Annotated in this window: 4 protein-coding genes; all 4 read right to left on the reverse strand. The window is 67.8% G+C overall.

Annotation, left to right across the window (positions count from 1 at the left end):
- The coding region (locus tag QZV94_RS22725) for an MFS transporter (RefSeq protein WP_293682391.1) at positions 1-1,375 on the reverse strand (1,375 nt) is incomplete at its 3' end.
- Complete coding sequence (locus QZV94_RS22730; protein ID WP_293682393.1) at positions 1,368-2,156, reverse strand: enoyl-CoA hydratase/isomerase family protein; 789 nt, start codon at positions 2,154-2,156, stop codon at positions 1,368-1,370. The genes QZV94_RS22725 and QZV94_RS22730, both read right to left, overlap by 8 nt.
- 22 nt (positions 2,157-2,178) lie before the next feature.
- Complete coding sequence (locus QZV94_RS22735) at positions 2,179-4,575, reverse strand: CoA transferase (RefSeq protein WP_293682395.1); 2,397 nt, start codon at positions 4,573-4,575, stop codon at positions 2,179-2,181.
- Positions 4,576-5,314: 739 nt separating this feature from the next.
- The coding region (locus tag QZV94_RS25290) for an alpha-L-rhamnosidase C-terminal domain-containing protein (RefSeq protein WP_367255162.1) at positions 5,315-5,422 on the reverse strand (108 nt) is incomplete at its 5' end.

Here is a 5,422-nt window from a genome sequence, read left to right on the forward strand (position 1 = left end):
GCGGTGTGGCCCGCCGGGCGATGTCCTCGATTGCACGAGACACCGGCGTGCGTGCACGGCAGTACAGCAGCACGGCCCACATCGCGGCGCTCTCGAAGATCAGCAATGAGTAGCGCAGGCCCTGCGCGCTGCCCATCGAAGTCGCGAAGGCGTCGCTTACGAGCCCCGCGAGGAGCGGGCCGAGTGTCAGGCCGATGCCGTTGACCGTGAACAGGAACAGCCCTGAGGCCGTCGCGCGCAGGTGCGGCGGCGCCAGGCTCTGAATGGAGGCGTACACCCCGCCGGTCCCACAGTGGCCGAGGAAGGAGCTGACGGTCAGCAGCAGGATGGCCAGGCCAGCGTCGCCAACGAGGAACGCCGCGACGTTCACCGGGATCGCGAAGAAGCGGCTGACAGCCATCACCGTGACATAGGCGCCGCGGTGCTTCGCGGCCTGGCGATCGACGAGCCAGCCGCCAAAGATCGCCCCGAAGATGCCGACGAGGCCACTGGAAACACCGAGCACAAGCCCCAGAAAGGCGACCGGACCGATGCTCCAGCCGGTCGCCGCGTTGACTTGGTCCGCCAGGGTCTGGAGACCGGACTGGTGGGAGCGCAACAGGAAAACCGCCGTGAACGCGCCGCCGGCGTTCTGGGTCAGCGACCAGACGGTGGAGCCTGCGATGATCAGGAAGAACGCGCGCTTCCTGAACAGCGTCTTGGCTGAGGCGATGAAGTTGGGCCGCTCGGCCAGCGGCGGACTGCGCAGTGCGGGCTCGACCAGAGTCGTGGCCACGAGCAGTCCGATCACGAGGCCCGGAAGTCCGGCCACGACGAAGGCGGTCCGCCAGCCGTACTGGTCGGCGATGAGGCCGCCGAGCGCGAGACCCATGAGGCTGCCCATTGAGGCGCCCGCCATGAAGACGGATAGGGCGAACGCGCGACGGCGCACGCTCACGTAGGATGTTATCAGGGATTGCGAAGAGGGCACGCAGCCGGCCTCGCCGATGCCGACCCCCATCCGAAATCCCGCCATCTGCAGGAAGCTGGTTCCCAGGCTGGAGACCGCCGTGAAGGCGCTACAAACCATGACCGAGCCGCCAACCACCCGGGGCCGATGCCAGCGCTCCCCCAGCCTGGCCAGCGGCAGGGTCATGAGCGTATACGTGATCGAGAAGGCAGACCCGGTCAGGATGCCCAGCTGCCAGTCCTTCAGGTGGAATTCATCCCGGATCGGCTGCGCAAGGATGCCCATGATGGCCCGGTCGGCGTAGCCGAACGAGTTGGCCACGAAGAGCAAAGAGATGGCGTAGAAGAGATACCGGCCGGAGAGTCCCGTGCCGAAGACCGCGGGTGCGGCGACATTCGTCCGCACGCCGGCGGCGCTCTCACTCACCTTTGGCCTCGGCGTTTGCCCCAGCCGACTTCCAGCGTGCGGTGCGCGCGTTGTAGTCGGTGCGGTCCAGCGTGTTCAGGTGCAGCCACGAGCGCGGGACCCAGTCCTCCGGACTGGTCTCGAACGCCCGATAGAACGTCCGCTTCATCACGGCGATCGACGTGGTCGAGACCTCGGTGAACTTGCGGGTCCATTTCGAGACGTAGAGGTCGATCTGAGTCTCGTCTGGGATCACGGCCGTCAGCAGGCCGGACGCAGCGGCCTCGGCGCCGTCGATCGGCTCACCGGTGAACAACATCTCCGCCGCCTTGGTGAAGCCGACGTAGCGCGGCAGGGAGTGATGCAGCCCGGCAAGCCCGAGCTTGGCGAACGGGATGCCCAGCTTGCAGTCCGCCGTCGCCAGCCGGATGTCCCCTGCGATGAACATCTCCAACCCAGCGCCCATCGCGACCCCATGGGCGACGTTGATGATCGGCTTTTCCAGTTCGCGCATCCGCTTGACCACCGGGAAGACCGAGTGGCTCGCCATTTGCTTGAAGCGGTCGTTGGGGTAGGGCGTCGGCCCCATGCCCCTTAGGTTGTCGCCGGCGCAGAACGCCCTGCCTGCGCCGCGGAGCACCACGCTGCGAACCGACGGCTCGGCCTCCACCATGCTGAGGGCCTGCAGCATGTCCTGCCAGGAGCGGTAGGCCATCGCGTTGAGCCGTTCGGGACGGTTGAGGAGGATGACGGCGTGGTCGTCGTGAAACGTGAGCGTCAGGTCTTCAAAGGCGGTTGTCATGTGGCTTCCGGGATTTGCGGGGTTAGAGCCGAAACGGGATGGGCGCTCGGCGGACGACCCCGTCGGCGACCAACTGCTCCACCTCGGCTTCGCTGAGGCCCAGCAGGCCTCGCAGCACGACGTCGGTGTGCTCGGCGAACCGCGGCGCGGCGGTGCGCATGGCCCCAGGGGTGGCGGAGAGCCGGAACGCGAGGCTGGAGTACTCCTTCCGGCCGCGGTCGGGATGGTCTAGCTCGGCGATCATCCCCCTGCTCCGCAGATGCGGATCGCGATAGACGTCGCCGCCAGTCGTCACCGGGGCGGCGGGGACTCCGTGGGCCTGCAGCAAAGCGGCGACGTCGCGCTTGTCCTGGCCGCGGGTCCACGCTGCGATGGCCGCATCAATCGCTTCCACGTCCTCGCGTCGTCCGCCCACCGTGGCCAGCGCCGGGACGTCGAGCCTGGGGTCGCCGACGAGGGCCCGCAACCGCAGCCACTCCTCGTCAGTGTAGACCGCGATGGCGACCCACTCGTCCTCGCCGGCGCATGGGTACGCGTCGTGGGGGGCCGCGTCGGGGTTGCGGTTGCCGTCCGGCGGCGACGGGGTTTCTCCGAGCGCCGCCTGCACAAGGTATTCGCCGACCCAGTGCATCGCGGCCTCGACCTGGGCGATCTCGACGTACTGGCCCTGCCCGGTTCGCTTCTGGTGAAGCAGCGCGGTCATGATGGCCGCCGTGCCATGCAGGCCGCCCACCGGATCAAGGTGGGCGGGGCCAGTGAGCAAGGGAACACCGTCCCCGTAGCCCATCAACGACGCCATGCCGGCGGCCGCTTCCATGGTCTTGCCCATGGCGATGTGGGACTTCCAAGGTCCGCTGTTGCCGAAAGCTGGCATCTCGCACACCGAGATCGCCGGGTTGACCTTCGACATGTCCTTGAACCCCAGACCCAGCTTGTCCAGAACGCCGGAGGAGAAGTTGGCGACCGCAACGTCGCTCACCGCCGCCAAGCGTAGGGCGATGTCGCGGCCGGCCGGCGATTTGAGGTCCAAGGAGATCGACTGCTTGTCGTGGTTTTGGGAGTTGAACAGCGACATCTTATCGTAGAAGCGGTCCTCCCATCCGTCAGCCGGCGGGCGCAGTCCTCCGCGCCAGGAATCGATCACCTCAGCGTTTTCGATCTTGATGACGTGCGCGCCGAGGTAGCCCAAGGCTCGGGTGGCCATCGGGCCGGCCCAAGCCTGGGTGAAATCCAGAATCCGCACGCCCGCCAAAGGCAGCTCGGGGAGTTCGGCCGGCTCGCGCCGCCATGCCCGCGACGCCGAGCGCGGCGGCGGACCGGCGTCACGGGTCATCTTCGGACCCAGAAGCGGCGCCGGGGCGATCGGTCGGCATGGCGTCGACGTGCGGAAGGCAGGACCGATGGACAGCATCCGCGTCCCGGCGTCGTCGATGTAGCGCCACATGCCCCGGCCCGCGAACTGTTCGAGTTGCAGCAGCTGCGAGGGCGTGGCGACGAGGGCGGCGCAGACCTTGGCCGCCTGCAGGCGCTGGCAGGTCTCCTCCGTGCGCTTGTCGCCGGAATGCCGACGCAGGATATCGACCGCCGCGTTCCAGTTCGCGGCCAGGCTCGGAATGGTGGAGAACCGGGGGTCGTTTGCAAGATGGGGGACGCCGAAGATCTCGCAGGTCTCGCGCCATCCGGTGCGACGCACCCAGATCACCATCCACCCGTCCGCACACTTCAGGAGGGCCAGCATTCCAGTGCCCTTGTAGGCTTGGCGTCCGGAAAAGGTCTGGTCGTACGAGTAGTTGGAGACCAGCGCCTGGCCCATGGCCGCGGCCGCATCGGAGATCACTGCCTCCACGTCCTGTCCCCGGCCGGTCCGTTCGCGGACGTGCAGGGCCGCCAGGATCGCGGAATAGGCGGTCACGCCGCAGGCATATTCGCTGCGCCGCCCCAACCCGTAGATGGGTTTGTGGCCGGGGGCCCCGGTGGGGAACATCACGCCACTGAGGGCTTGCTGGATCAGCTCGCCACCGGTCCAGCCGAGATAGGGCCCTGTGTCACCGAAGGCGCTGAAGGCGCAGATCACCGCCTGACCCTGCGCTTCCACGAATCCCAGTTCGTCGCGCCGCGCGGCGTCGACGAGGATGACATCGGCTCCCTGGCACAGGCTCGCGAGCTTCACGTCACCGGGTGTGCGCAGCGAACGCTTGCCGGTGTTGAGGGTCCAGAAAAGCAGCGAGTTCTCAGGGGCCGAACGCTTCATGGTGAAGGGCGGCAACCTACGAGTCGGGCTTCCGTCCGGCGGCTCCAGCAGCACAACCTCGGCGCCATAGTCGGCCAGCAGGCGGCCGCAATGCTGGCCGGCGACCGAGTCGCTGGCGTCGATCACCATCAGTCCCGCAAGCGCGGCGTCGTCCGAATGCGCGGTCATCGACGGACGCCGCGCTCCCGTGCACCTTGAACTGCGTCCATGTTGTGGTCCCCAGCGTTTGGGCGGCTCGCCCGGCGGGATGAACGATGGGCCGCGACGGGGGGCGGAACCATTGCAGAATTGCCGGGCGTCCTTCAAAAAACGCGACGCCTGATAGGGGTGGGTCGATAGCCACAGATCGCCCGAAGGTTGGCGGCCGCTCCGGGACCGCTTGATCCAAATGGAAAATCGAAGCGCGGGGTGGTGCGGGCGCTCCCTCCGCAAATTGTGCCCGGGACGGGTTGAGCCATCCTCCGCCAAGAGCTGACGGTGGCGTCAGGCCGGGACTGGACGTTCCTGCGAGGCGTGAGATCGTGCAATCAAACCATTGCGGTCATGGTTCGACCTGCGCGCCCACTGCCGTCCATCTCGCGCCGGGGCCGCGACATTGCGTCGGCGGACGCAGATCGTGGGTCACGCTGTCATCCGCCTTCACCTAACCTTCCCACGGCGTGGCGCCCCGCGCCGTCGCCGCTTCCTGCGCACGCAGCACCTTCAGCACGACGTCCTTCCCATCGTCAGGCATGTCGCCCTCCCTCGCCGTTGCACCCCCAGCGCTTCATCACCTCGCCAGGTTGCGGCCGCACCGCGATCGCCCAGGCTCCGCAGTTTCGGGTCGGCCATCCGGCAGCTGAATGTCGGCGATCACGCCCGGGGGCACCGTCACCTGCAGCTCAAAGCGCGCGTCGCCCTCGATCTGCTATTCGGATTCGATCGGACCGTAGGGAGACTCCAGACGCGCCCGCGCCCGGGCGAGGCCTCCGCCGGGAACTGGCGCCACGCGCAAGCGCGGGTAGGCCGGTGCGTC

The organism is uncultured Phenylobacterium sp., assembly GCF_902826855.1.
In the GTDB taxonomy this organism is placed as follows: domain Bacteria; phylum Pseudomonadota; class Alphaproteobacteria; order Caulobacterales; family Caulobacteraceae; genus Phenylobacterium.